Genomic DNA, 20,034 nt, shown 5'->3' with positions numbered 1-20,034 from the left:
GAGGCCTCGGCAGAAGTGCCTGGCGTGACGTAACGCACACCGGGCCGGGACCGTTGGTCCCGTGTGCGCTCGCCCCGGCTCCTGACGCTGCTCGCCACGGCCCTGGCCGTGCCCGCCCTGGCCCTCGCGGGGCCCGCCGACGCCGGGCCCGACCCGGCCGACGGCGCGCTCGCCGCCGGGCCCTACCAGGCCACGGTCAAGATCACGAAGCACGGCATCCCGCACGTCACCGCGGCCGACTGGGGCTCGCTCGGCTACGGCAGCGGGTACGCCGCCGCGGCCTCGTCGATCTGCACCCTCGCCGACACCGTGCTCACCGCCCGCGGCGAGCGCTCGAAGCACCTCGGCCCCGACGGCCGCTACCGCGACGGCGTCTCGCTCGACGCCAGCAACCTGCAGGTCGACACCTTCGTGACCGACCTCCACGACCGCAAGGTCGTCGAGGGGCTGCTCCGCTCGCCGGCCGGGCCGAGCGCGCGGGCCCGCGCGATGGTCAAGGGCTACACCGCCGGCATCAACCGCTGGCTGCGCGACAACCGGATCACCGACCCCGCCTGTCGCAACGAGGCGTGGATCAAGCCCGACGCCACCGAGACCGACCTCTGGTACGGCGTCTACATGGCCAACATGATCGCCTCGTCCGGCAACTTCGTGAAGGAGATCGTCGAGGCCGACCCGCCGACCCTGCAGGACCCGGGCCTGCCGGACCTCGGCATCGACCTGCCGCTCCCCACGAAGAAGGAGGACGTCGCGGCGTACGCGAAGAAGGTCGACGGTGAGGCGCTGCGCCGGTCGCTGGGCCAGGACAGCAAGTTCGGGTCCAACGCCACCGCGATCGGCGGCGACAAGAGCTCGACCCGCCGCGGCATGCTCCTGGGCAACCCGCACTTCCCGTGGGTCGGCCGCTACAAGTTCACCCAGCAGCACCTGACCATCCCCGGGAAGTACGACGTCGCCGGCGCCTCGCTGATCGGCTCGCCCGCGGTCAACATCGGCTGGAACAAGGACGTCGCCTGGAGCCACACCGTCTCCACGGCGTACCGCTTCACGCCCTACGAGTACCTCACGGTCGGCCCCGGCCCGCTCTACCTGTCGGCCAGCGGACTGCTGCGCAAGGCCGAGCGCCGCTTCGTCGACGTCACCGTCAAGCGCAAGGACGGCTCGCTCGGCACCGTGCGCGAGGACGTCTGGCGCACGCCGCAGGGCTACGTCATCGACAGCCCGTCGCAGTTCATGGGCTGGTCCCCGATCAGCTTCTGGGCGATCCGTGACGCGAACGCCGAGCACCTGCGCACCATCGACACCTTCCTGTCGATGGGCGAGGCGCGCAGCAGCCGCGACCTGCTGGTCCGCCAGGACGCCGGGGGCGGCATGCCGTGGGTCAACACGATCGCCGCCGACCGGCGGGGCGAGGTGCTCTACGCCGACCACAGCGTCGTCCCGCACGTCACCAACGCCATGGTCAACCGCTGCCTCACCCCGGTCGGCCTGCTGCTCAAGACCGTCGCCGGGCTGCCCGGGCTCAACGGCCTGCTCGCCGACGGGCTGTGCACGTGGGGCTCCGACGCCGACGCGCAGCGCCCGGGGATCCTCGGGCCGAGGAACCTGCCCGCCGTCGTACGACGCGACTGGGTGATGAACGCCAACGACTCCTACTGGACGCCGAACGACAAGGTGCGGCTCGAGGGCTACGCCAGCATCATCGGCTGCGAGAAGTGCCCGCGCACGATGCGCACGCGGATGGTCCAGCAGTACGTCGTCGACCGCCTCGCCGTCGGCCGGGAGACCCCTTCGACGCTGCGCGGGCACGAGTACGCGAACCGGGTGCGGGCCGCGGAGGTCATGCGCGAGGGCGGCAGGCTCGACGAGGTCTGCGCCAGGACCGGGGAGACGCAGGCCTGCGCCGTGCTCAGGAAGTGGGACGGCCGCTCCGACGCCACCTCGGTCGGCACGCACATCTTCGAGGAGTTCGTGAAGCGCGCCCCGACCGGCACGAACCTGTGGTCGGTGCCCTTCAACGCCAGGGACCCGCTCAACACCCCGCGCGGGCTCAAGACCGGCACCGCGGTCGTGAAGGCGATGCAGGCGGCCATCGACGCCGTGCGCGACGCCGGCGTCGCCTTCGACGCGCCGTGGGGCAGCCTGCAGGTCGCCGGCGACCGGGGCGCCCCGCCGCTGCCGATCACCGGCGGCGACGGCGACCTCGCGGGCAACGCCAACGCCGTCGACACCGAGCACCCGCAGGCCAACAGCGACCGCTACAAGGCGATCAGCTACGGCTCCTCGCACATCCAGGCGATCAGCTACCTCGCCGACGGCACCGTCGACGCCCGCACGATCCTCACCTACAGCCAGTACGAGGACCCCGCGTCGCCGTGGTCGTGGGACCAGACCAAGCTGTTCTCGCAGGAGAAGTGGGTGCGCTTCCCGTGGACGCCGGCGCAGATCAAGGCGGCGCTGGTGCGCACGGTGCGGCTGTCGGGCAGCTGAGCCGCCGGGCCTAGCCTTCACCCATGTCCGTCGAGGTCGAGAAGCACGGTCCGGTCACGCTGGTCACCCTGTCGCGCCCCGAGGTGCGCAACGCCGTCGACGCCGAGCACGCCCGCCTGCTCACCGAGGCGTTCACGGAGTTCGACGCCGACGAGTCCGCCGCCGTGGCCGTGCTCCACGGCGCGGGCGGGGTGTTCTGCGCCGGCGCCGACCTCAAGGCGGTCTCCGAGGGGCGGGTCGAGGTCGGCGCCCCCGGTGACGGCCCGGACGCCGGCCCGGCCGGGATGGGGCCGACCCGGATGCTGCTGTCCAAGCCGGTCGTCGCGGCCGTCGAGGGGTACGCCGTCGCCGGCGGCCTCGAGCTCGCGCTCTGGTGCGACCTGCGGGTGGCCGATCCGGCCGCCGCGTTCGGCGTCTTCTGCCGCCGCTGGGGCGTGCCGCTCATCGACGGCGGCACGGTCCGCCTGCCGCGGCTCGTCGGCCACTCCCACGCCCTCGACCTGATCCTCACCGGCCGCGAGGTCGGCGCCGACGAGGCGCTGCGGATGGGCCTGGCCAACCGGGTTTCCGCCCCCGGCAAGGCCCTCGACGAGGCGCTCGAGCTCGCCGCCCGGCTGGCCGCGTTCCCGCAGACGTGCCTGCGGCAGGACCGGCTGTCGTCGTACGGGCAGCACGGGCTGGACCTCGACGACGCGCTGGCACTCGAATGGAAACACGGTCTGGTCTCGCTCTCCGCGGATACCCTCGACGGTGCCTCGCGGTTCGCCGCGGGGGCGGGCCGGCACGGCCGGTTCGAGTAGGCATCCGCGAGCAGACATCCGCACAGCGCAACGAGGGGGACGAGTGGCGAAGGGACCGGGACGCGACCAGCGGGGTCCGATGGAACGGCTGGTGCGGATCGCGGCCTACCTGCAGGCTCACCCCCAGCAGGGCGTGCCCGGCGACACGCTGATCAAGGTCGCCGGGTTCGAGCACGGCAAGGACGCGGGCACCCAGCTCAAGCGGGAGCTGAGCCACCTCGAGCGCCAGGGCTGGCAGATCGAGAACATCGCCGCGCACGGCGAGCAGGCGGTCTACCGGATGACCACCGTCGACAACCGGCTGCGCGTGCGGTTGACGCCGGGCCAGCAGGCCCAGCTGCGCCGTGCCGTGCTGCTCGCCCGGCGCGAGGACCTCGCCCGCCGCCTCGGCCTGCCCGCCGGGTCCGCCGGGGACGAGCTGCCCGTGCCGGCCGCCGTCCGCGCCGCGACGCCCGACGCGCTGCCGCTCGTGGTGGACGCCGTGCGCGACCACCAGCTGCTCACCTTCACCTACAAGGGCACCCGCCGCACCGTGCACCCCGAGTCGGTGCGCAACCAGAACAGCACGTGGTACCTGCGCGGCGTCGAGGACGCCGACCTCGACGAGCCGGTCGCGAAGGCGTTCGTGGTGTCCCGGATGTCCGACGCCGACGCCGGACCGGTGGGCAGCGCGCAGCCGATCCCGTCGGTGCGCCACACCGGGCTGCACCCGATGTCGTGGGAGATCGACCCGCCCGTGGACGTCACCCTGCGCGCGCCCGCCCACTACGAGCCCGACGTGCGCCGCTGGCTCGGCGAGCCGGTCCGGGTCGAGGACGCCGGGGACGCGCAGGTGCTGATCACCTACCGGGTCACCCACCGCGCCGCGCTCCGCACGCGCCTCAACGAGCTCGGCGACCGGGTCCGGATCGAGGGACCCGACGAGGTGCGGGCCGAGGTGATCGCCGCGCTGGACCAGGCGCGCGGGGGAGGGGGAGCGGCATGAGCACGCCCAAGTACGTCGAGCGCTTCGCCCGGCTGCCTGCGATCTTCGAGCGGCTCCAGCGCCACCCCGACGGGCTCTCGCTGGAGACCCTCGCCGCGGACTTCGACGTCACCGTCGAGGCGCTGCGCGAGGAGCTGCTCGCCTTCTACACCGCCGACATCGGCGGCCGCTGGCTGCTGACCCGACCCGAGGTGCTGGAGTTCCTCGGCCCCGACGGCGGCACCGAGGACCCCGGCACCGCCGGCGTCGTCCGCATCGTCGCCGAGGTGCCGGCCGACATCGGCGTCGAGTACGTCGACGCCGGCGAGCTCGGCCTCGCCTACACCGCCGCCCTGGCGCTGCTGGAGACCGAGCCCGACAACGAGGAGCTCTCCGGCGCGATCGACGTGCTGACCGAGACCATGTTCGGCCCCTCCGCCGCGGCCGACGCGCCTCCCGCCGTACAGAGCTGGAACCGGCTGCTGCCCACGCTGCGCGGGGCGCTCGACGACCGGCGCGCGGTGCGGATCAACTACTCCCGCGCCTGGCACCCCGGCGTCACCGACCGGGAGATCGAGCCCTACCAGCTCGTGCAGACCCGGCGCGGCTGGGAGGTCGACGCGGGTCCGGTCGACGACGAGGGCCGGCTGCGCACCTTCCTGCTGTCCAACATCCGCTCCGCGGAGGTCCTCGAGCGCACCTTCACCCCGCCCGAGGACGTCGCGGAGCGGCTGGCCGAGCAGCGCGCCACCACCCGGGTGCGGGTGCTGCTTCCACAGAGCGCCCGCTGGGTCGCCGACTTCTACGCCGAGCAGGTCACCCTCGTGGAGGACGACGAGCAGGACGTGGTCGTCGACCTCGACCTGCTGCCCCCGGTCGAGCGCCGCGTCGGCCGCCTCCTGCTCGCCGCCGGCCCCCTCGCCACCGTGCTCGCCCCCGCCGACCTCGACTCCGCCGGCGTCGTCCTCGCCGAGGAGCTCATGGTCCACCACTCCACCACCCCCGCCCCCGACGCCGAGGTGTGACACTTCGCCCCGCGAGGTGTGACGCTTTGCCCCGCGAGGTGTGAGGGTTCGCGCCGCGAGGTGCGGGTTGTGGCTGCGCGAGGTGTCGGTTCTGGCGGCACGACGTGCGCCTCGTGGCGGTGCGAGGTGCGTGTCGTGGTCACCACCGTCCCTCTAGGCTCCCCGACATGACGCTGGCGCAGAACCTCGTGCGGATCGCGCTCGGCGCGGCGATGGTGGGAGCCGGGGCGACCCACCTGACGGTGGCCCGGGAAGAGTTCCAGGCTCAGGTGCCCGACTGGTTCCCGATCGACGACGTGGTCGTGCTCGGCTCGGGCGTCGTCGAGGTCGGCCTCGGCGCAGCCTTCCTGGCGCTGCCGCGGAAACGGGGGCTCGTCGGCGCACTGCTCGCGGCGTTCTTCATCGCGATCTTCCCCGGCAACATCGCGCAGTACGTCGAGGGGACGGACGCCTTCGGCCTCGACACCGACCAGAAGCGGTTCGTGCGGCTGTTCTTCCAGCCCGTGCTGGTCCTGCTCGCCCTGTTCGGCGGCGGGGTGCTCGGCCGCGGGCGCCGTACATCCTGAGGCACGGGCGCCACGAGGCGCACCTCGGGCAGCCACGAGGCGCACGTCGCGCAGCCACAACCCGCACCTCGGGCAGCCACCATCCGCACGTCGCGCAGCCACAACCCACACCTCGCGCAGCCATAACCCACACCTCGCGGCGCAAAGCCTCACACCTCGTGCCGCGAAGCCTCACACCTCGCGGGGCGGCGGGGCGGGGCGTCGCGCATCGTGGTGGTGGAGGGGGGATGACCTACAGTGGGGGGAGCGGCTCAGGACGGGGGCCGTGCCTCGGGGTCGGCGACCCCACGGCCGGGAGGTCCCCTGTGCAACCCAACAGCCCTGTGCTCGTCGAGCTCGACGGAGCGCTCCTGAGCGGCCTGTGCCTCAAGGCGGCCGCTGACGGCGAGTCCCTGCTGGTCACCTTCGAGCGCGAGGGGCGCGTGGCGACCTCGTGGGTCCCGGCCGACCGGGTGCAGCCGGCGCCCTAGGCGCCCTGCTCCTGCACGGCCTGCGCCTGGGCGCGCTCCTCCTGCACCCGGCGGGTGGGGATCGCCTTGGGGTCGGCCTGCTCCTCGGCAGCCGCGACGATCTCCTGCGCGATCGCACGCAGGCGGATGTTGCTGGTCGACGAGGCGCGCACGAGGAACTGGAAGGCGCGGTCCTCGGTGAGCTGGTAGCGCTCCATCACGATGCCGACCGCGGTGCCGATGGCCTGGCGGGAGGCGACCGACTCCTTGAGCTGGTGCTCGTAGCGCGAGCGGCCGAGCGCGATCGCGGCGTGCGCGGCGAACAGCTCGGCGAGCTGGATCGCGTCGGGGTCGATGCCGGGCTCCTTCGCGTAGAAGTTCAGCCCGCCCAGGGCGCCGACCTCGTTGTAGAGCTGCAGGCCCATCTGGGCCCGCAGGCCGAGGCGCTCGACCTCGGCGACGTACTTCGGCCAGCGGTCCTCGCTGTGCACGTCCTCCATCACCATCACGCCGCCGTGGCGGATGGCGTCGTAGCAGGGGCCCTGGCCCAGGGAGTACTGCAGCTCGTCGACCTCCCAGACCAGGCGGCCGGTGCCGGCGCGGGTCTCGATGGTGCCGCCGTTGGTGACGGAGATGCCGACGTGCTCGAACCCGGGGACCGTCTCCTGCGCGGCGCGGACGATCGCGTCGAGGGTGTGCTCGAGCGACTGCTGGCCGTCGATGGAGCGGGCGGCCTCGGTGAGGGCGGCGGCGATGTGCTTGCTCTCGGGCGTCACGGGACCTCCTGGTGATCGACCGAGCAGTACCCCGGCGCGTCGGGTCGATGCGCGTGGCCCGGGCCACCGGATCCGCGGGTGCCGGCGGGGAGCGCGCGAAAAAGCCAGGAGGCCCGGTCCTGGGACCGGGCCTCCTGCTGCGGTACACCCCCTCGGACTCGAACCGAGAACCCGCTGATTAAGAGTCAGCTGCTCTGCCAATTGAGCTAGGGGTGCTAGCGCTTGACGCGAGGCGAGACATTACCAGCGCCGGTGCCCCCGGGCGAAATCGGGATGCCTCACGCCTGCTCGAGCACGGCGTGGGCCGCGTTGTGCCCGCCCAGCCCGCTGACCGCGCCGCCGCGACGGGCGCCCGAGCCGCACACCACCACGGCGTCGTACGACGTCTGCACGCCCCACCGCTCGGCCGGGGTCTCGAGGCGGGCCCGTGCCGGCGCCCAGGGCCAGTCGAGGTCGCCGTGGAAGATGTGCCCGCCCGGCATCGCCAGGTCGGCCTCGACGTCCTGCGGGACCTTCGCCTCGATGCAGGGCTGCCCGTCGGGGCCGCGCAGCACCACGTCCTCGACCGGCTCCTCCAGCACGGCGTCCAGCGAGGCGAGGGCACGGCGCAGCGCCTCCGCCTTTGCCGCCGCGGGGTCGGCCGCGAACAGCCGGGCGGGGGTGTGCAGGCCGAAGTAGGTCAGCGTGTGGGTGCCGGGCGGCACGTCGCCGAGGATCGAGGGGTCGGTGAGGGAGTGGCAGTAGACCTCGCCGGGCAGGGGGTCGGGCAGCTCGCCGCGCTCCGCGGCGGCCCACGCGGCCTCGAGCTCGGTGGCGGACTCGGCCAGGTGGAGCGTGCCGGCGAACGCGACCGCCGGGTCGACGCCGGAGCGCAGCCGGGGCAAGCGCGAGAGCAGGAGGTTGACCTTGAGCTGCGAGCCTTCCGGCTTGGTCGCCGGGTCCTCGCCCTCCCCGAGCAGGATCCGTAGCACCCAGGGCGCGACGTTCGCCAGCACGTGGCCGGCCTCGACCACGTGCTCGCGCTCGCCGTCGTGCCAGTGCACCTCCGCGCCGGCGCCCGGGCCGCTGCCCGGGACGATCCGGCTCACGCCGGCGCCCGTGACGACCTCGGCCCCGGCCTCGACGGCGGCCCGGGCGAGCGCGTCGGTGACCGCGCCCATGCCGCCGACGGGCACCCGCCACTCGCCCGCGCCGTTGCCGATCAGGTGATAGAGGAAGCAGCGGTTCTGGGCCAGTCCCGGGCCGTGCAGCGAGGCGAAGGTGCCGATGAGGGCGTCGGTCGCGACCACGCCGCGGACCAGGTCGTCGCGGAAGCGGCGCTCGATCGCCTCGCCGATCGGCCGCTCGACCACGTCGTGCCAGATGTCCGCGTCGACCGCCGCGCGGACCTCGGCGTCGGTGGCCAGTGGCCGGGTCAGGGTCGGCGCGACGGCCGCGGCGAGGCGGGACACGCCGTCGTAGAAGGTGCGCCAGGCGTCGTACTCCTCGTCGGAGCCGGTCAGCTCGCGGAACGAGCGCCGGGTGGCCTCGCCCTCGTCGCGCTCGACGAGCAGCCCGGTCGGGCGGCCGTCCCGCACCGTCGGCGTGTACGACGCCGTGGGGCGGCTGACCAGGCGCAGGTCGAGCCCGAGGTCGTCCGCGACCTGCTGCGGCAGCAGGGAGACCAGGTAGGAGTAGCGCGAGAGCCGGGCCGGGACGCCGGGGAACGCCTGCGCGGAGACCGCGGCGCCGCCGACGTGGTCGAGCCGCTCGAGCACGAGGACGGACAGCCCCGCCCGGGCGAGGTAGGCGGCGGCGGTGAGGCCGTTGTGGCCGCCCCCGACGACCATGGCGTCGTAGCGCGTCATGCCTCGACCCTATGCGGAATACCTCCACCGGAGTTATGGTTGACATGGCAACTAAGCCGAACGACCTGGGAGGTGGGCCGATGCCCGCGATCACCGTTGACGACCTGACCGTCCTGCCGCGCGTGAAGGCGCCGGGGCTGGGGGACCAGCCGCGTCCGGTGTGGCAGGTGACCACCGCTCCGCAGGGCTACGAGGGCGAGGGATTCCCGGTGCGGCGCGCGTTCGCCGGCATCGAGATGCAGCGCCTCGACCCGTTCATCATGATGGACCAGATGGGCGAGGTGGAGTACGCACCGGGCGAGCCCAAGGGCACCCCGTGGCACCCGCACCGCGGCTTCGAGACCGTCACCTACATCATCGACGGCGTCTTCGAGCACCAGGACAGCCACGGTGGTGGCGGCACCATCACCAACGGTGACACCCAGTGGATGACCGCGGGCAGCGGGCTGCTGCACATCGAGACCCCGCCCGAGTGGCTGGTGCAGTCGGGTGGGCTCTTCCACGGCATCCAGCTGTGGGTGAACCTGCCGCGCACGGACAAGATGAACGACCCGCGGTACCAGGACATCCGCTCGGGCGAGGTCGCGCTGCTCACCAGCGACGACGCCGGCGCCCTGGTCCGGGTCATCGCCGGCACGGTCGACGGGCACGCCGGCCCGGGCGCGACCTACACGCCGATGTCGCTGGTGCACGCCACCATCGAGCCCGGCGCTCGCCTCGACCTGCCCTGGCAGGTCGACTACAACGCCCTGGTCTACGTGCTCAACGGCTCCGGCACGGTCGGCGCGACCGACGCCGCACCGGTGCGCACCGGCCAGACCGCCGTCCTCGGCGCCGGCGACTACCTGACCGTCACCGCCGACGGTGCCCAGGAGGGCCGCTCGCCGAAGCTCGACGTCATCGTCGTCGGCGGCCAGCCGATCCGCGAGCCGATCGCGTGGGCCGGTCCGTTCGTGATGAACACCAAGGCCGAGGTCCTCGCCGCCTACGAGGACTTCCAGAAGGGCCGCTTCGGCCTGCCGATCGGCCACTGAGCCGCAGGTCACCGGGCCCGGCCCCTCGTTAGGGTCGGGCCCATGGCCCGGCTGTTCCGTGACCCGTACGGCGTCCCGCACCTGCGCGCCTCGTCGGTGACCGACCTGGCCCGCGGCCAGGGCCGGGTCAGCGTCCTCGACCGGGCCTGGCAGGTCGAGTGGCTGCGGCTGCGAGCCACGTCCGGCACCGCGGCCGTCCTCGGCACGGACGCCGCTGCCGCGTGGGACGACCTCGCCCGCGCGATGCGCGTCGAGGAGACCGCACGCCGGGCGCTCGCCGCGTGCAGCGCGGAGACGCAGGCGTTCGTCGGCGCGTACGTCGAGGGCGTGAACGCCGAGCTCTCCCGCACCGACCCGGGCTCGGTCCCCGAGCTCGCCCACCTCGGCCACGCGCCGGGGGAGTGGGAGCCGTGGACGCCGCTGGCCACCTTCCTCGCCCAGCACCTGCTCTTCGGCGCAATCGGCTCGCAGCTGTGGGACCGGCTTGTGACGCAGGTGCTGGGCGACGACGCCCACCTGTTGCGGCACGAGGGGCCGCAGGCCGCCGGCAGCAACGCCTGGGCCGTCGGCGGCCGGCGCACCGCCTCCGGCCTCCCGCTCGTCGGCGGTGACCCGCACCGCAACCTCGAGCAGCCCGGCGTCTACCAGCAGGTCCGCCTGGCCTGCGACGACCCGGACCGTCCCGAGGACCGCTTCGACGTGCTCGGCTTCTGCTTCGTCGGCGCGCCCGGCGTGCAGCACTTCGCCCACGCCGGCGACGTCGCCTGGGCGATCACCAACGCCTGCGCCGACTCCCAGGACGTCGTCGAGGTCGACCCCGGCCTGGACGCGGCCGACCTCCCGGCCGACCTGCTACCGCTCCGGCCGGGCCTGGCGGTCCGCACGTCGTCGTACCTGCTGGGGGAGCTGGGCTTCGACGCCCTCCTGCCGCTGCTGCGCGCCCGCAGCGTCGACGACGTCGACCGCGCGCTCGACCGCTGGGTCGAGCCGGTCAACAACGTCGTCATCGCCGACCGGGCCGGCACGGTGCGCTACCGGCTCGCCGGACGCGTGCCCGTGCGCGACGCCGACGGCGGGTGGACCGGCTGGTTGCCCGACCCCCACCGGCACGACGCCGGGCCGGACGGGGTCGTGGTCACGGCCAACGAGCGCCGCGGCCCCGAGAGCAGCATGGTCGGGCGGTCGTTCGCGCCGCCGTACCGCGCCCGCCGGATCCGCGAGCTCCTGGGTGACCGGCGCGGGCTCACGACCGCCGACTTCGCCGCCATCCACGACGACGCGTTCCTGCCCACCGCCCCGCTGCTCGCCCGGCTCGTGCCGGGCGCCTTCGACGACTTCGACGGGGTGATGGCGGCCGGCTCCGCCGGGGCCGCACGCTTCGCCGCCTGGCGGTCCGCGCTGGTACGACGCCTCGTGGCCGAGCCTGCGCTGGCCGGCCTCGCCGATCCGGGACCCGAGCACGACCACGGCCCGTTGCTGGCCTGGTCGATGGACCCGGTCGTGCGGGTCGGGCTGGCGCTGCCGACCCTCGCCGCGGCGGCGCTGGCCGACGAGCGGCCGCTCGGGATCGACCTGCCCGCGCTCGCCCGGGCCGCCCTCGGCGACCTCGCGGGGAAGGAGGTGCCGGCGACCTGGGGCGACACCCACGTGGCCCGGCCCGTGCACGCGCTGGCCGAGGTGGGCTTCGACGCCGGCATCCCGTTCCTACCGGTCTCCGGGGACCAGGACGCGGTGCGCACGATGGGTTCGTGGCCGGCGATCAGCGACGCCGCCACCCGGGGAGCGGTGGCGCGCTACGTGTGGGACCTCGCCGACCGGCAGGCCGGGGGCTGGGTGGTGCCGACCGGCGCCTCCGGCCGGCCCGGCCCGCACCACGACGACCAGCTGCGACCGTGGCTCGACGGGCACCTCGTGCCGATCGTCACCGACTGGGATCAGCTGGCCGAGGACAGCTCCTTCTCGAAGAACGCCTCGGCGTAGGGGTTGTCGTTGTAGCGGTCGATCCGCGCGTAGCCAGCCCGTTCGTACATCTCGATCGCCTCGGTCAGCGTGCCGTTGGTGTCCAGCACGACGCGTCGGTAGCCCTGCTCGCGCGCGAGGCTCTCGAGGTGTCGCAGCATCCGCGTGCCCAGGCCTGCGCCGCGCCAGCCGGCGTCGACCCACATCCGCTTGATCTCGGCGGTGTCGTCCCGGCCGGGGACCGGGCGGAGGCCACCGTGGGCCACCGGCCGGCCGTCCGAGGTCGCCACCACCCAGGTCGCGTCCGGCTCCGGCGCCAACGGGCCGGGGTCGAAACCGGCGGGGAAGCGGTCGTCGAGCTCCGCGACGTACCGCCGGGTGGCCTCCCGGGCGACCGGGTCGTCGTCACCGACCTGCCGCAACCGGACCGTGGCGGCCCGCACGAGCAGGTCGGCCGTGGCCAGCGCGTCGGCCAGCCGCTCCTGCTGGCGGGGTGTCAGCGGGGCCACCAGGGAGCTGGCCCGCTCATCGGAGCGACGCTCGAGGTCGTCGTAAGCCTGTTGGCCCGCGGTCGTCAACGAGACCAGCCGGCGGCGCCGGTCGGCGCCGTCGACCGTCGTGGCCACCAGGCCGTCGTCCTCGAGCCGGCGCAGCATCCGGGACAGGTGCCCGGAGTCGAGGTCGAGCAGCTCGCGCAGCTCGCGGACCCCCACGGCCCCCGCGCTGCCGATCTCGAAGAGCAGCCGGGAGACTGCCAGCGGCCGGCCGGTCCCGAGGAAGGACTCCTCGAGCACGCCGATGCGCTGGGTGTAGGTGCGGTTGAACCGGCGGAGGACCTCGGTCACGGCCATTCTCTGACTCTAGTCAGAGATTACTCCGAGTGGCAAGGGAGCGATTGCGACACCGACTCACTTCGTGTCGTCGTTGCTGCCCCCGGTGTCCTCCTCGCCGGCGTTGTCGCCCTCCTCGGGCGGCGTCGTCGAACTGTCGTCGACCGGGTCGTTGATGATGTCGTCGTTGTTCTCGCCGCCACCGCCGCAGGCGGTCAGGCCCAGGGCGAGCAGGGTCGCGGCCACGGCGGCCGCCTTGCGGGGGATGCTCACGGTGCTCATCGCCGAGCGTTACCCCCGCGTCGCTGCTGCACTCAGGGGGCGGGGCCCGACCGGAGGCGCTGAGAGACTTCGCTCCCGTCGACCAGGGAAGCAGGTGGCGCCATGACCTGGTTCACCGCCCTCGTCATCGTCTTCCTGGCTCTCGTGCTGGCCGGGCTCGTCCTCGGTGGACGGCGGCGTTCGGGCCCCTCGCCGCTCGAGCGGGACCACGGCGCCGGGCTCTACCGCGGCGGCACCGGCAACGACCCGCTCGAGCGCCGCCAGGCAGCGGAGAAGCAGGAAAAGCGAACCGGCCGGACTCGAGGGAGTCCGGCCGGTCCGTTGCTGGGGTGAGTAACGGGACTTGAACCCGCGACATCTGCGACCACAACGCAGCGCTCTACCAGCTGAGCTATACCCACCATGTGGCCCGAGGGCCGGAGATGAGTGTAGACGCAAGCCGCCCGGAATCAGGAATCGGTACCCGTACCAGCGGCGTCGCCGCCGGTGGCCGGATCCTCGGCTGCGTCCTCGGCCGGGGCCAGCCCGAGGCCGGTGAGTGCGCCGCCGTGGCGCGTCGCGACCTCGCGTGCGGTGTCGGTGTCCGGGCCGGGCGGCGCCACGAAGACGGTGTCGCGGTAGTAGCGCAGCTCCTCGATGCTCTCCTGGATGTCGGCCAGGGCCCGGTGGTTGCCGCGCTTGGTCGGGGCGTTGAAGTAGGCCCGCGGGAACCAGCGCTTCGACAGCTCCTTGATCGAGGAGACGTCGACGATCCGGTAGTGCAGGAAGCCGTCGAGCTCGGGCATGTCACGGGCGACGAAGCCGCGATCGGTGGCGACCGAGTTGCCCGCGAGCGCGGGCCGGCTGTCCGGGGCGCAGTGCTCGCGCAGGTAGGCCATGACCTGTTCCTCGGCCTCGCGCAGGGTGACGCCGTTCTCCAGCTCGGTGATCAGGCCGGAGGTCTCGTGCATGGTCCGCACGAACTCGATCATCTGGTCCAGCGCCTCGGCGGGCGGCTTGATGATGACGTCGACACCCTCGCCGAGCACGTTGAGGTCGAAGTCGGTCACCAGGGCTGCGATCTCGATGAGGGCGTCGTTGCGGAGGTCGAGCCCCGTCATCTCGCAGTCGATCCAGACCAGTCGTTCGTTCACGATGCTGCACCCTACGCCTGACGGCCGTCACCGGGGCGGGGTGCTCTCAGGAGCCGCTCAGCGGAGCCGGTTAGCCTCGGCGCCGTGAACGGAACACTGGCCTGGGTGGGCCTGCTCGCCCGGCTGGTGACGGGAGGGGTCTGGCTCGTCGCGGGCGGCCTCAAGATCACCGAGCCCGACGCGAGCGTCAACGCGGTCCGTGCCTACCAGCTGCTGCCGTCCTCGGTCGCCGAGGTGGTCGGCCTCGCCCTGCCCGGCATCGAGGTCGCCATCGGCCTGGCGCTGGTCCTCGGCGTGCTCACCCGTGGCGCCGGCGTGCTGTCGGCGCTGCTGTTCGTCGCGTTCATCATCGGCATCGCGTCGGTGTGGGCGCGCGGGATCGAGATCGACTGCGGGTGCTTCGGCGGTGGCGGGGCCGACCCCGGTGCCTCCTCGGCCTACCCGTGGGAGATCGCCCGGGACGTCGCGCTGCTGGCCGCGTCCCTTCTCGTCGTGTGGCTGCCACGCACGCGGCTCGCCCTGGATTCCGTACTGTTCGAGAACCGCGCCGCCAGCGGCGCTGCTGAAGGAGAAGTGGACTGATGTCGTCGAAGTCGTCGAAGGCGAACGCGCGGGCGCAGAAGGCGGCCGCCGAGCGGGCCGCCCAGGCCAAGCGGGAGGCGCGGCGCCGGATGCTGACCGTCGGTGGCGTCGTGCTCGCGATCGTGCTGATCGTCGGCGGCTCGGTCGGCTACTCGGTGTGGAAGCGGGACAAGGACCAGAAGGCGCTCGAGGAGGCCGTGGCCACCGCCGCGGCGTACGGCGTCTCGATCGGCCCGGAGGACGCGCCGCACGAGGTGATCATCTACGAGGACTTCCTCTGCCCGTTCTGTGGTGACCTCGAGGAGGAGACCCGCGACGACCTCGCCCGGCTCGCCGCCGACGGCAAGGTCCGCGTGGAGTACCGCCCGTTCGACCTGCTCAGCCAGATCGGTGACTACCCGATCCGCGCGACCAGCGCCTTCTCGATCGTGCTCGAGGAGGCCGGCCCGGAGGCGGCGAAGAAGTTCCACGACCTGCTCTTCGCCAACCAGCCGTCCGAGAGCAACCCCGACGCGGTCGACAACGACGACCTCGTCGAGTACGCCGTCGAGGCCGGTGCCGACGAGGCCGCCGTCGGTGACGCGATCCGCAGCGTCGCCAACCGCGACTGGGTCACCGAGGCCACCGAGGAGGCGCGCCGCGTCGGTGTCTCGAGCACCCCGACCATCCTGCTCGACGGCAAGGTCTTCGACGACGGGCGCACCGTCGACGACCTTGCGGAGAACCTCATCGACGCGCTTGAGTGACGTCGTGCCGCCGAGCCCCTCGCTGAGCCCCTCGCCGAGCCCGTCGCTGGGTCGGTTCGTCGCCGGCCTGCCCAAGGCCGAGCTGCACGTCCACCACGTCGGGTCGGCCTCGCCGCGCATCGTGTCCGAGCTGGCCGCGCGCCACCCCGGCACGGTGCCCTCGGACCCGGAGCGGCTCCGCGAGTTCTTCGCGTTCCGCGACTTCGCCCACTTCATCGAGGTCTACCTCGCCGTGGTCGACCTGGTCCGGACGCCGGAGGACGTGCGCTACCTGACCTACGAGATCGGTCGCGAGCTCGCCGAGGGCCAGTCCGTGCGCTACGCGGAGCTCACCTGCACGCCGTACACCTCGGTCTGGCCGGACGACCCGGACCGGGGCATGCCGATCGAGGCGTACACGGAGGCGATCGAGGACGCGCGGGTCGCCGCCGAGCGTGACTTCGGGCTGGTGCTGCGCTGGATCTACGACGTCCCGGGGGAGGCCGGTGTGCCGGCGGCCGACGCGACCCTGCGGTTCGCCCTCGAGCACGCGCCCGACGGACTGGTCGCCTTCGGCCTCGGCGGGCCGGAGATCGGGGTGCCGCGCGAGCAGTTCGTGCCGCACTTCGCCCAGGCGCTGGCGGCCGGGCTGCACTCGGTCCCGCACGCGGGGGAGACCACCGGCCCGGAGACCATCTGGACCTCGCTGCGCCACCTGGGCGCGGAGCGGATCGGGCACGGCACGTCCGCCGCGGAGGACCCGGCGCTGCTCGCCCACCTCGCCGAGAACCGGATCCCGCTCGAGGTGTGCCCGTCGTCCAACGTGGCGACCCGGGCGGTGGCCGCGCTGGACGAGCACCCGCTGCCGGCGTTCGTGGAGGCGGGGGTCGTGGTCACCATCAACTCCGACGACCCGCCGATGTTCGGCACCACCCTCAACCGGGAGTACGAGATCGCCGCCGACCTGCTCGGCCTCGACGAGGCCGGCCTCGCCGACCTCTCCCGCGCTGCCGTCGGCGCCTCCTTCGCACCGGAGGACGTCAAGGCGCGCCTGGTCGGCGAGATCGACGCCTACGTCGCCGAGGGGCGCTGAGCATGCAGGCGCCGCTCGAGCTGTTCGGGATCGACGGCCTGCTGAGCGACGAGGAGCGCGCGATCCGCGACACCGTCCGTGCCTTCGTCGACGACAGGGCCCGGCCCCACCTCGCCGAGTGGTACGACGACGCCCGGATCCCGGCTCGCGAGCTCGCCGTCGAGCTGGGCCGGCTCGGCCTGCTCGGCATGCACCTGGAGGGCTACGGCTGCGCCGGCACCAGCGCCACCGCCTACGGACTGGCCTGCCTCGAGCTCGAGGCGGCCGACTCAGGCCTGCGCTCGCTGGTCTCCGTGCAGGGCTCGCTGGCGATGTTCGCGATCCGCCGCTGGGGCTCGGAGGAGCAGCGCGAGGAGTGGCTGCCCCGGATGGCCACCGGCGAGGCGATCGGCTGCTTCGGCCTCACCGAGCCCGACTTCGGCTCCGACCCGGGCGGGATGCGGACCCGCGCCGTGCGCGACGGCGCCGACTGGGTGCTGCACGGCGCCAAGATGTGGATCACCAACGGCTCCGTTGCCGACGTCGCCGTGGTCTGGGCCCGGACCGAGGAGGGCATCTGCGGCTTCGTGGTGCCGACGGACGCCCCTGGCTTCTCCGCGCCGGAGATCCGGCGCAAGCTGTCCCTGCGCGCCTCGGTCACCAGCGAGCTGGTCCTTGACGGGGTGCGCCTGCCCGCCTCCGCGGCCTTCCCCGACGTGCGCGGCCTGCGCGGCCCGCTGTCCTGCCTCGACGAAGCGCGCTTCGGGATCGTCTTCGGCGCGCTCGGCGCCGCCCGCGACTGCCTCGACGCGACGATCTCCTACGCCCGCGAGCGGGCGATCTTCGACAAGCCGCTGGCGTCGTACCAGCTGACCCAGGCGAAGCTCGCCGACATGGCCCTCGAGCTCGGCAAGGGGATGCTGCTCGCGCTGCACCTGGGCCGGCTCAAGGACGCCGGGCAGCTGCAGCCCGACCAGGTCAGCCTCGGCAAGCTGAACAACGTGCGCGAGGCGCTCGGGATCGCGCGGCAGTGCCGCACCATCCTCGGCGCTGCCGGGATCACCCTGGAGCACCCGGTCATGAGGCACGCCAACAACCTCGAGTCGGTGCTCACCTACGAGGGCACGAGCGAGGTCCACCAGCTGGTCATCGGACGTGCCCTGACGGGCGAGTCGGCCTTCCGCTGAGAGGCGTCAGCCCCGCGAGGCTCATACCTCCCGCGGGGCCACGACCTTTGTACGACGCCGGGCCGCCCTCCGGGCGGAGGCGCGCCGTCCCGACCGCCCTCCCGGTACCCGACCGTCTCGCCGCCACGACCCTCCGACATTTGTGTCGGTAAAGCCGGGGATCATGGGTCACCGGTCGTCGACGGGTCAGGTCCGGGCCGGCGACGACGATGGTGACCGTGGAGGACGAGGCGTGGGACGCACTGGTGAGGAGGCAGGGATGGCCGAGGCAGCCGAGGAGGCCGCAGGCGCACGCTCCCTGGACGACCTCGCCGACGACCTGCGCGCCCTGCGCGTGGCAGCCGGCAGCCCGTCGTACGCCGAGATCGCGCTGGGCGTCGCCCGGGTCCGCGAGGCGCGGGGAGCCGCAGGGCGCCCCGGCCGGACGACCGTCTACGACGCCTTCCGCACCGGTCGCCGACGCATCGACGTCGAGCTGGTGGTCGACATCGTGCGGGCCCTGGGTGTCGACGAGGACGAGGTCGCCCGCTGGGACGCCGAGTGCCGCGCCGCCCTCGCGGCCGCGACCGCAGCACTGCCCGCCACGCGCCCCGGGACCGGGGCCCCGGTGGCCGACGCCCCGGCCGCGGGGGAGGGCCCGGCTGCGGGGGAGGGCCCGGCTGCGGGGGAGGGCCCGGCTGCGGGGGAGGGCCCGGCTGCGGGGGAGGGCCCGTCGCCTGCCCGCTCGGCGCCGGAGGCCGCGGCCCGTGTCCCGGCTGTGCCGCTGCCCCCGCCGCTGACCGCGCGTCGCGGGCTGCTGGTCGGCGTCGGCTGCGTGCTGGCGAACCTGCTCGGCCGCTCGCTGGTCGACCTGCTGAACCTGCCGCTCTACCTCGACATGATCGGCACCGCGGTCGCCGCGGTGGTCCTCGGGCCGTGGTGGGGCGCCCTGGTCGGCGCGACCACGAACGTGGCGGGAGTCCCGATCAGCGGCGCCGACTCGATCCCGTTCGCGCTGGTCAACGTCACCGGCGCGCTCATCTGGGGCTACGGGCTGCGGCGCTTCGACATGGGGCGCACCATCGGACGCTTCCTGCTGCTCAGCATGGTCGTGGCCCTCGCCTGCTCGGCGGTGGCCGTCCCGATCCTGCACGTGCTCTACGGCGGCTCGACCGGGCACGGCGCCGACACGATCACGGCGACCTTCTTCGACCTCAGCCACAGCCTGCTGCTGGCGGTGACCTCGGCCAACCTGCTGACCTCCCTGGCCGACAAGCTGATCAGCGGCTTCGTCGCCCTGGCCGCCCTCGACGCGGTGCGCCGGCGGGCGGAGGACCGACCACCCGTGCGGGCCGACGGCCTGCTGGCCTGACCCCCTCGTCCGGAGGCATCCGGAAGGGGGTAGGCCCCGGCGTCCCCGCGCTGACCTGCGTGTTCGGAGTTGTTCGGGGTTGCCGGAGGGGCGCCGACGACGCCTCCGGACAGGCGAGACTGTGCGTGGGGGACCGCCCGGTTCGGCGCCGACCGCCGTCGGGGGACACGACGGCACACAAGCCAGGCAGTGGGCCGGAAGGTGGTCGTGGGGGCCAGCTTCCGAGACCGGCGTCAGCGGGCGGTCCGCTCCCCGCGCAGGCGCCGGGCGGTGGCGTAGGAGCGCTCGCGGAGCTGCTCCACCCAGGGGTACTGCTCGAGTCCCGGCATCGTGTTCACGATCGGGTCGAAGGACGCCTCGGCGTCGTCGGGCAGGGGCAGCTGGAGGGTGAGCACCCCGAGGTGGCGCCAGGCCCCGCCGACCGGCGCCCAGGACAGCTCGTAGCGGTGCTCCTCGGTGCCACGGGCGCCGAGCACCACCGGCCCGGCCTCGGTCCGGTACGGCAGCAGGGTGGTCAGCGGCTGGCCCTTGCGGAAGGCCGGGACGAGCAGGTGGCGCGCCACGGGCGACCAGCCGGTGTTGGCGAGCAGCAGGTCGGCGTACCGGTCGTTGCCCAGGGGCAGGCGCACGGCGAGGCCGAGGATGTCCGGGACCGGACCGGGCAGGCCGATCGCCCGGGAGGTGCGCACCAGCACCTCGTCCTCGCCCGCGGTGTCGATCCAGGGGACGCCGACCGGCTCGGGGGAGCCGGTGCGGCTGATCAGGCCGGCCCAGGTCCGGCCCTCGGGGTGGAGCGGTTTCTCCGCCGGGCGCAGGGCGGCGATCCCGGAGGTGGCGGCCGAGAGGGCCCGGCCGGCGAGGTCGGCAGCGGTCGTGATCACGGGGTGGGGCATCACCGTGCGGTACCCCTCCCTCGTCGTGGCATGAGGTCCCGCCTCCGGCCGGCGTCCTAGGCTCGCGGC

Annotated in this window: 20 protein-coding genes and 2 tRNA genes; 14 read left to right on the top strand and 8 right to left on the bottom strand. The window is 73.6% G+C overall.

The window, feature by feature from the left end; translation table 11 throughout:
• Positions 1 to 63 precede the first annotated feature (63 nt).
• The 6 genes from NOCJ54_RS0114360 (at position 64) to NOCJ54_RS29515 (ending at position 6,315) form a co-directional block, all read left to right on the top strand.
• Complete coding sequence (locus NOCJ54_RS0114360) at positions 64 to 2,490, top strand: penicillin acylase family protein (RefSeq protein WP_028656044.1); 2,427 nt, start codon at positions 64 to 66, stop codon at positions 2,488 to 2,490.
• Between the two features lie 23 nt (positions 2,491 to 2,513).
• Positions 2,514 to 3,290 (top strand): crotonase/enoyl-CoA hydratase family protein, encoded by a 777-nt coding sequence (locus NOCJ54_RS0114355; protein ID WP_028656043.1) that lies wholly within the window; start codon positions 2,514 to 2,516, stop codon positions 3,288 to 3,290.
• A gap of 79 nt (positions 3,291 to 3,369) precedes the next feature.
• Positions 3,370 to 4,275: a WYL domain-containing protein gene (locus NOCJ54_RS0114350; RefSeq protein ID WP_157514913.1), complete on the top strand. Its 906-nt coding sequence runs from the start codon at positions 3,370 to 3,372 to the stop codon at positions 4,273 to 4,275.
• Complete coding sequence (locus tag NOCJ54_RS0114345) at positions 4,272 to 5,279, top strand: WYL domain-containing protein (protein ID WP_028656041.1); 1,008 nt, start codon at positions 4,272 to 4,274, stop codon at positions 5,277 to 5,279. The genes NOCJ54_RS0114350 and NOCJ54_RS0114345 overlap by 4 nt, the downstream gene beginning before the upstream one ends.
• Before the next feature lie 167 nt (positions 5,280 to 5,446).
• Entirely contained in the window at positions 5,447 to 5,845 is a 399-nt protein-coding gene (locus NOCJ54_RS0114340; protein ID WP_028656040.1) for a DoxX family protein, read from the top strand.
• 305 nt (positions 5,846 to 6,150) lie between these two features.
• Positions 6,151 to 6,315 (top strand): hypothetical protein, encoded by a 165-nt coding sequence (locus tag NOCJ54_RS29515; protein ID WP_157514912.1) that lies wholly within the window; start codon positions 6,151 to 6,153, stop codon positions 6,313 to 6,315.
• Here NOCJ54_RS29515 and NOCJ54_RS29980 read toward each other — a convergent pair.
• From NOCJ54_RS29980 to NOCJ54_RS0114320, 3 genes are all read right to left on the bottom strand, one after another.
• The gene (locus NOCJ54_RS29980; protein ID WP_051485868.1) at positions 6,312 to 7,070 is read right to left on the bottom strand and encodes a GAF and ANTAR domain-containing protein; all 759 of its coding nucleotides are present in this window, start codon (positions 7,068 to 7,070) and stop codon (positions 6,312 to 6,314) included. The genes NOCJ54_RS29515 and NOCJ54_RS29980 overlap by 4 nt on opposite strands.
• 143 nt (positions 7,071 to 7,213) lie before the next feature.
• Positions 7,214 to 7,286, bottom strand: a tRNA-Lys gene (locus tag NOCJ54_RS0114325).
• Between the two features lie 62 nt (positions 7,287 to 7,348).
• Positions 7,349 to 8,917: a phytoene desaturase family protein gene (locus tag NOCJ54_RS0114320; protein ID WP_028656039.1), complete on the bottom strand. Its 1,569-nt coding sequence runs from the start codon at positions 8,915 to 8,917 to the stop codon at positions 7,349 to 7,351.
• Between the two features lie 80 nt (positions 8,918 to 8,997).
• Between NOCJ54_RS0114320 and NOCJ54_RS0114315 the strand changes: the two genes are divergently transcribed.
• Positions 8,998 to 9,951 carry a pirin family protein gene (locus NOCJ54_RS0114315; RefSeq protein ID WP_028656038.1) on the top strand — a complete coding sequence of 318 codons (954 nt, stop codon included), beginning with the start codon at positions 8,998 to 9,000 and terminating at the stop codon, positions 9,949 to 9,951.
• Positions 9,952 to 9,993: 42 nt separating this feature from the next.
• Positions 9,994 to 11,931, top strand: a complete 1,938-nt coding sequence (locus NOCJ54_RS0114310) for a penicillin acylase family protein (protein WP_028656037.1) — start codon at positions 9,994 to 9,996, stop codon at positions 11,929 to 11,931.
• Here the strand turns inward: NOCJ54_RS0114310 and NOCJ54_RS0114305 are convergent.
• Together NOCJ54_RS0114305 and NOCJ54_RS0114300 are read right to left on the bottom strand one after the other, a co-directional pair.
• Complete coding sequence (locus NOCJ54_RS0114305; RefSeq protein ID WP_028656036.1) at positions 11,886 to 12,761, bottom strand: bifunctional helix-turn-helix transcriptional regulator/GNAT family N-acetyltransferase; 876 nt, start codon at positions 12,759 to 12,761, stop codon at positions 11,886 to 11,888. The genes NOCJ54_RS0114310 and NOCJ54_RS0114305 overlap by 46 nt on opposite strands.
• A 57-nt stretch (positions 12,762 to 12,818) precedes the next feature.
• Positions 12,819 to 13,022 (bottom strand): hypothetical protein, encoded by a 204-nt coding sequence (locus tag NOCJ54_RS0114300; protein WP_028656035.1) that lies wholly within the window; start codon positions 13,020 to 13,022, stop codon positions 12,819 to 12,821.
• 102 nt (positions 13,023 to 13,124) lie between these two features.
• Between NOCJ54_RS0114300 and NOCJ54_RS29025 the strand changes: the two genes are divergently transcribed.
• Positions 13,125 to 13,355, top strand: a complete 231-nt coding sequence (locus NOCJ54_RS29025; protein WP_028656034.1) for a hypothetical protein — start codon at positions 13,125 to 13,127, stop codon at positions 13,353 to 13,355.
• On the opposite strand, the gene NOCJ54_RS0114290 is transcribed toward NOCJ54_RS29025, so the two are convergent.
• Positions 13,348 to 13,423 (bottom strand) — tRNA-His (locus NOCJ54_RS0114290). The two genes, NOCJ54_RS29025 and NOCJ54_RS0114290, sit on opposite strands and share 8 nt — an antisense overlap.
• Positions 13,424 to 13,471: 48 nt before the next feature.
• Positions 13,472 to 14,155, bottom strand: a complete 684-nt coding sequence (gene orn / locus NOCJ54_RS25930) for an oligoribonuclease (RefSeq protein ID WP_036518087.1) — start codon at positions 14,153 to 14,155, stop codon at positions 13,472 to 13,474.
• Between the two features lie 84 nt (positions 14,156 to 14,239).
• On the opposite strand from orn, the gene NOCJ54_RS0114280 reads away from it, so the two are divergent.
• The 5 genes from NOCJ54_RS0114280 to NOCJ54_RS0114260 all read left to right on the top strand — a co-directional run bounded on the left by NOCJ54_RS0114280 (position 14,240) and on the right by NOCJ54_RS0114260 (position 19,072).
• Positions 14,240 to 14,737: a MauE/DoxX family redox-associated membrane protein gene (locus tag NOCJ54_RS0114280; protein WP_028656033.1), complete on the top strand. Its 498-nt coding sequence runs from the start codon at positions 14,240 to 14,242 to the stop codon at positions 14,735 to 14,737.
• The gene (locus tag NOCJ54_RS25925) at positions 14,737 to 15,483 is read left to right on the top strand and encodes a DsbA family protein (protein ID WP_036518084.1); all 747 of its coding nucleotides are present in this window, start codon (positions 14,737 to 14,739) and stop codon (positions 15,481 to 15,483) included. The genes NOCJ54_RS0114280 and NOCJ54_RS25925 overlap by 1 nt, the downstream gene beginning before the upstream one ends.
• 4 nt (positions 15,484 to 15,487) lie before the next feature.
• A complete protein-coding gene (locus NOCJ54_RS0114270) occupies positions 15,488 to 16,555 on the top strand; it encodes an adenosine deaminase (protein WP_084255225.1) in 1,068 nt (355 codons plus the stop codon).
• Between the two features lie 2 nt (positions 16,556 to 16,557).
• Positions 16,558 to 17,721, top strand: coding sequence for an acyl-CoA dehydrogenase family protein (locus NOCJ54_RS0114265; RefSeq protein ID WP_028656031.1), 1,164 nt, complete (start codon positions 16,558 to 16,560; stop codon positions 17,719 to 17,721).
• A 259-nt stretch (positions 17,722 to 17,980) separates the two neighbouring features.
• Positions 17,981 to 19,072, top strand: a complete 1,092-nt coding sequence (locus NOCJ54_RS0114260) for a hypothetical protein (RefSeq protein WP_028656030.1) — start codon at positions 17,981 to 17,983, stop codon at positions 19,070 to 19,072.
• Positions 19,073 to 19,305: 233 nt separating this feature from the next.
• On the opposite strand, the gene NOCJ54_RS25920 is transcribed toward NOCJ54_RS0114260, so the two are convergent.
• The gene (locus tag NOCJ54_RS25920) at positions 19,306 to 19,965 is read right to left on the bottom strand and encodes a hypothetical protein (protein ID WP_051485867.1); all 660 of its coding nucleotides are present in this window, start codon (positions 19,963 to 19,965) and stop codon (positions 19,306 to 19,308) included.
• Between the last annotated feature and the right edge of the window lie 69 nt (positions 19,966 to 20,034).

It is taken from the genome of Nocardioides sp. J54, assembly GCF_000519005.1.
Lineage (GTDB): Bacteria > Actinomycetota > Actinomycetes > Propionibacteriales > Nocardioidaceae > Nocardioides.
Note: the sequence above shows the minus strand (reverse complement) of the source record. Positions and strands in the feature narration are given on the sequence as shown.

What these genes read in the sequence shown, in the direction of transcription:
- NOCJ54_RS0114355 (WP_028656043.1), top strand. Translation starts at nt 2,514, where the DNA reads ATGTCCGTCGAGGTCGAGAAGCACGGTCCGGTCACGCTGGTCACCCTG.
- NOCJ54_RS0114350 (WP_157514913.1), top strand. Translation starts at nt 3,370, where the DNA reads ATGGAACGGCTGGTGCGGATCGCGGCCTACCTGCAGGCTCACCCCCAG.
- NOCJ54_RS0114345 (WP_028656041.1), top strand. Translation starts at nt 4,272, where the DNA reads ATGAGCACGCCCAAGTACGTCGAGCGCTTCGCCCGGCTGCCTGCGATC.
- NOCJ54_RS0114340 (WP_028656040.1), top strand. Translation starts at nt 5,447, where the DNA reads ATGACGCTGGCGCAGAACCTCGTGCGGATCGCGCTCGGCGCGGCGATG.
- NOCJ54_RS0114320 (WP_028656039.1), bottom strand. Translation starts at nt 8,917, where the DNA reads ATGACGCGCTACGACGCCATGGTCGTCGGGGGCGGCCACAACGGCCTC.
- NOCJ54_RS0114315 (WP_028656038.1), top strand. Translation starts at nt 8,998, where the DNA reads ATGCCCGCGATCACCGTTGACGACCTGACCGTCCTGCCGCGCGTGAAG.
- NOCJ54_RS0114310 (WP_028656037.1), top strand. Translation starts at nt 9,994, where the DNA reads ATGGCCCGGCTGTTCCGTGACCCGTACGGCGTCCCGCACCTGCGCGCC.
- NOCJ54_RS0114305 (WP_028656036.1), bottom strand. Translation starts at nt 12,761, where the DNA reads ATGGCCGTGACCGAGGTCCTCCGCCGGTTCAACCGCACCTACACCCAG.
- NOCJ54_RS0114300 (WP_028656035.1), bottom strand. Translation starts at nt 13,022, where the DNA reads ATGAGCACCGTGAGCATCCCCCGCAAGGCGGCCGCCGTGGCCGCGACC.
- NOCJ54_RS29025 (WP_028656034.1), top strand. Translation starts at nt 13,125, where the DNA reads ATGACCTGGTTCACCGCCCTCGTCATCGTCTTCCTGGCTCTCGTGCTG.
- NOCJ54_RS25925 (WP_036518084.1), top strand. Translation starts at nt 14,737, where the DNA reads ATGTCGTCGAAGTCGTCGAAGGCGAACGCGCGGGCGCAGAAGGCGGCC.
- NOCJ54_RS0114265 (WP_028656031.1), top strand. Translation starts at nt 16,558, where the DNA reads ATGCAGGCGCCGCTCGAGCTGTTCGGGATCGACGGCCTGCTGAGCGAC.
- NOCJ54_RS0114260 (WP_028656030.1), top strand. Translation starts at nt 17,981, where the DNA reads ATGGCCGAGGCAGCCGAGGAGGCCGCAGGCGCACGCTCCCTGGACGAC.
- NOCJ54_RS25920 (WP_051485867.1), bottom strand. Translation starts at nt 19,965, where the DNA reads ATGCCCCACCCCGTGATCACGACCGCTGCCGACCTCGCCGGCCGGGCC.